We start from the raw sequence: 4,012 nt of genomic DNA, 5'->3' as shown, positions 1-4,012 counted from the left end.
ACCATGTTCAACGAGGAAACCAGCAATGTCGGTTGCTCCGGTAAAGTCGTCTGCAATTACACCAAGTAACATAATTAGCTCTCCACACCAGGTAACTCAATACCTTTAAAAATTTTTATAACGGCACTGTCGTCTTCTTTGCCAAAACCGGCATTACTGGCGCTGGTAAACATGTTAAGCGCGGTGCTAGTGAGAGGAAGTTCGAACTCGAGATCTCGCGCGGTTTCTGAAACTAAGCCTAAATCCTTAACAAAAATATCAACCATAGAGTTAGGAGAATAGTCACCGTCAACCACATGTTTCATGCGGTTTTCGAACATCCACGAATTACCGGCTGCATTTGTTACAACATCGTACATAAGATTTAAAGGAATATTTGCCCGTGCAGCTAATGCCATTGCTTCAGCACCTGCTGCTATATGTACACCCGCTAATAGCTGGTGAATAATTTTTACCGTTGCGCCTAGCCCTATTTCAAGGCCTATGTTGTAAACTTTTGCGGCGGTTGCCTCTAAAATAGGCGCAAGTTTAGTAAAGGCTGCTGCTGAGCCTGATGCCATAATAGTCATTTCACCGCTAGCTGCTTTTATTGCGCCGCCAGATACCGGGGCGTCTAACATAATAAGCTGATACTCAGCTAAACCCGCTGCAATGTCTTTAGCGTCTTGGGCAGAAATAGTAGCTGATACCATAACGGCTGTGTTTGGCTTAAGGGCACGAGCAAGGCCAGAGTCAAACAATACAGACTTTACTTGTTTTGCATTAATTAACAGTAAAAGTACCGCATCTAGGTCTTTGGCAAAATCATTCGCGTTGCTTGATACCGCTTTAGCGCCATATTCTTTTAATGTTTTTAGCGCTTCAAGGTTTAAATCAACACCGTATACATCAAGTCCTGCACGTACACACGACTGAGCTGCGCCCATTCCCATGGAACCAAGGCCTATAACAGCGACTGATTTGATTGGTTGTTCATTCATCTATTCACCTCGTTTTAAACGTGTATGTGCTTTGTGTTAAATATAGTTAACTATTGTGACTATATGTTAAGGTGATTTGGTCGTCAAGCACTTTAGCTTATAAAACCGACCATTTAGTCATAGATTAGTACTTTAAAGTATTAGGTTGTGTTGTGAATTTATGTGGAATATAGGTAGTTAAAAATAGTAGCTATGGAAGGAGGTAAATATAATTTGTTTTAAATGGCTTAATACTGCCAAGGTCAACACGTCTTAACTAAAGCTAATCATACATTTAACGGGTAAAAGTGTGATTAGCTTTGTTATGTCATATTTTGAATTCGTTTATTTTACGGTTATTTTTTCGTTAGTATTATCTAAAATAACAAACTCGCCATCAGCGCCGCTAAAAAGGCCTGTTTTTAAACCCTCTTCACGTTCATCATGCCATTGATAAGGTTTAAGACCACTACAGCCAGCAAGCATAATTACGCCAAGGAGTAGGAATATTTGTCGCGTTTTTTTATTTAATATGTTCATTAAAATTTCACCCTTGCTCCTACAGATAGCACCTGAATATCGTTAACGTCGCTGCCCATATCTAAATCTAGTGAATAGATGCGGTATGAGGCATACACTTCAGTACCGAATTTATTTAATTGTTGCACAGTGCTTAACCCATAGGCTGTACTTTCGCTTCCTTCATTAGGTAGGTGTTTTGAGCGTGTGTAATCAAGCGAAAAAGCGGTTTGGCCATAGCTCGTATAATTTTTAATTAAACCAAATTTAGCGAATAGATTACTAGGGTTATCTTGGTTTTCACGCTCTAACATACCACCAGAGAGCGTTAAATTTAACCCTGTATTTTCATGAAGTACCGAAACAGAGCCATCATATTGTAAATCAGCATTGGTCAAATTAGGTTCAGCAATAGCGGCTGCGCCAATCACTTTAAGCCCGTTAGCTTGTCCTTCGTACGATAGCGTTGCATCGTATCGACTATCGCTAATAATAGATGTAGCTAAGCTAAAGCCATTAAAAGTAGGTGTATCGTAACGCAGGCGGTTGCGTCGGTTTAGGCCATCAAAACTATTAAAACCATCTAGGATCCTAATGTCAGTTAAAGTGCCACTATTACGCTCTCTAAAAAATAAACCGCCAGCTTGATCCGTCACGTTTGCACTAGCAATAAGTGCTGTGCCTGATAAATCTCTTAAAGCGCTTGAATGTGACGGGGTGAAGCCTTTACCTAACGAAAGCTTACCGTAGCGCTGACTTTCTAGGTACACCTCTGTGTATCGTTGATCGAAAATATTATTAACATCTTGGTTCGTTTGACTTACGTTACCAGATTTGTTAGGTGCAATAGTAAGCTCAATTTTTGCGCCTATAGTCATATCATCACTGGCTGCAACAGTACCTAAAAATTTAATTCTGCTTTCAGCAAAGTCATTATCAACAATGTAAGCATCAACGCTTTCACCATCATCAACAACCGATAGCATTTGGTTTACCCAGCCAGATACAACAAGCTTAGTTTTAGCCTTAGGGTCGGCATGAACTACCTTACTTTGTGGTATTGCAGGCGCTTGCATAGTGACGTCTACATTATCATTGCTTCTGTTTTTTAGTAGGTTAACTTCTTGCTTTAAAGCTTCTAATTGCTGCTGTTGTTTTATAATAAGCTGTTCGAGTCTTTCATTGGTATTTGAGCCATTTTCTTGTGCAGCAACACTATTTATAAAACAAAGTTGACCTGCCAGTAATACGCCAGTAAGTAATTTTTTATTGAAGGGTATTTGATTGTTCATGTACTTTCCTTTATTGAGATATCGGCTCTATGTGTTAATCCTCGTTAATTGTTGTGACTATATGTTTGGATTTTAATATCGTCAAGCAGTTTGTTCACATAACTTACCAATTGATAACATTTTAGGCATGGAAAAATATAAAAATTGTTGAAAGTACGAATGAAATTGCAGAAAAATAAAGTTATTTAACAATAACAAGCATAACTTCACAGTTGCAGGTTGAGTTGATAAGATAGCTACAAAATAATAACTGACATTAGCCATTATGATCCCAGCAGAGCGCCATAAAATAATTTTATCATTACTTTCACAGCAAGATGTTATTAGTATCAATGAATTAGTTGATAATCTTGCGGTATCTCACATGACTATTCGTCGTGATATTGCAAAGTTAGAAAAAGATGGCAAAGTATTATCGGTATCAGGGGGAGTGCAGTTAACTACAATATTACATAATGAGCCATCTCATGACGCGAAAGCGCACCAGAATGCAGCAGAAAAAGCAGTAATTGGCAAACTAGCAAGTCAATTTGTGCCTGAAAATGCATCGGTTTATCTTGATGCTGGTACCACTTCACTTGAAATTGCACGTCATTTAGCACCTCGAAATGATTTACTCTTTATTACTAACGACTTTATGATTGCCATGTATTTAATGAAACATAGTTCGAGTGAACTTTACCATACAGGTGGCCGTGTCGATCGTGACAATCAATCGAGTGTGGGCAGCAAAGTGGCCGATTTTTTAAATGGCATGAATATAGACGTTGCGTTTGTTTCTACTTCATCTTGGAACTTACGAGGACTTTCTACGCCGAGTGAACCAAAAGTTATCATTAAAAAAGCAGTTGCTAAGGCTGCACAAAAGATAATTTTAATATCTGATTCTTCTAAATATGGAAAGATCGGCACCTTCCACGCACTCGATATTGAATGCTTTGATATAATTATAACCGATAGCGCTTTTCCAGAAAGTGTCCGTAATGAGCTTGAAGAAAAAGGCATTCAAGTAGCCGTAGGCTGATTTTAATAGTAGCAGCGGAGTAAACGGTATTTTATTAAATACCGTTTTATTTTCTTCGTTTATAAAACCACTCATCGTGTACTGATCTCAGTAACTAAAAAGCTTCCTTTGCTTGTGCAAAGCATTGAATACATCTTTATAGAAATTTTCCGAGAAAACCCATTGATCGACGCGAAGCGGCGTCGATGGGATGAATCGGAATAGTTAGCCCTGCTCTT

General features: G+C 38.6%; 5 protein-coding genes. 1 reads left to right on the top strand and 4 read right to left on the bottom strand.

Annotation, left to right across the window (positions count from 1 at the left end; all coding sequences use genetic code 11):
- From I6F41_RS18130 to I6F41_RS17830, 4 genes are all read right to left on the bottom strand, one after another.
- Positions 1-72 (bottom strand): four-carbon acid sugar kinase family protein (locus I6F41_RS18130; RefSeq protein ID WP_442960633.1); only part of this gene is annotated, 72 nt, incomplete at its 3' end.
- Between the two features lie 2 nt (positions 73-74).
- A complete protein-coding gene (gene ltnD, locus I6F41_RS17840; protein ID WP_182684612.1) occupies positions 75-980 on the bottom strand; it encodes an L-threonate dehydrogenase in 906 nt (301 codons plus the stop codon).
- Between the two features lie 324 nt (positions 981-1,304).
- Positions 1,305-1,499 (bottom strand): hypothetical protein, encoded by a 195-nt coding sequence (locus I6F41_RS17835; protein WP_058374040.1) that lies wholly within the window; start codon positions 1,497-1,499, stop codon positions 1,305-1,307.
- Complete coding sequence (locus I6F41_RS17830) at positions 1,499-2,770, bottom strand: porin (RefSeq protein ID WP_182684611.1); 1,272 nt, start codon at positions 2,768-2,770, stop codon at positions 1,499-1,501. The genes I6F41_RS17835 and I6F41_RS17830 overlap by 1 nt, the downstream gene beginning before the upstream one ends.
- Positions 2,771-3,035: 265 nt before the next feature.
- Between I6F41_RS17830 and I6F41_RS17825 the strand changes: the two genes are divergently transcribed.
- Complete coding sequence (locus I6F41_RS17825; RefSeq protein ID WP_058374038.1) at positions 3,036-3,794, top strand: DeoR/GlpR family DNA-binding transcription regulator; 759 nt, start codon at positions 3,036-3,038, stop codon at positions 3,792-3,794.
- The last annotated feature ends 218 nt before the right edge of the window (positions 3,795-4,012 follow it).

Source organism: Pseudoalteromonas sp. SCQQ13, assembly GCF_015864415.1.
GTDB lineage: Bacteria > Pseudomonadota > Gammaproteobacteria > Enterobacterales > Alteromonadaceae > Pseudoalteromonas > Pseudoalteromonas nigrifaciens.
This window is presented reverse-complemented; position numbering and strand designations above follow the sequence as displayed.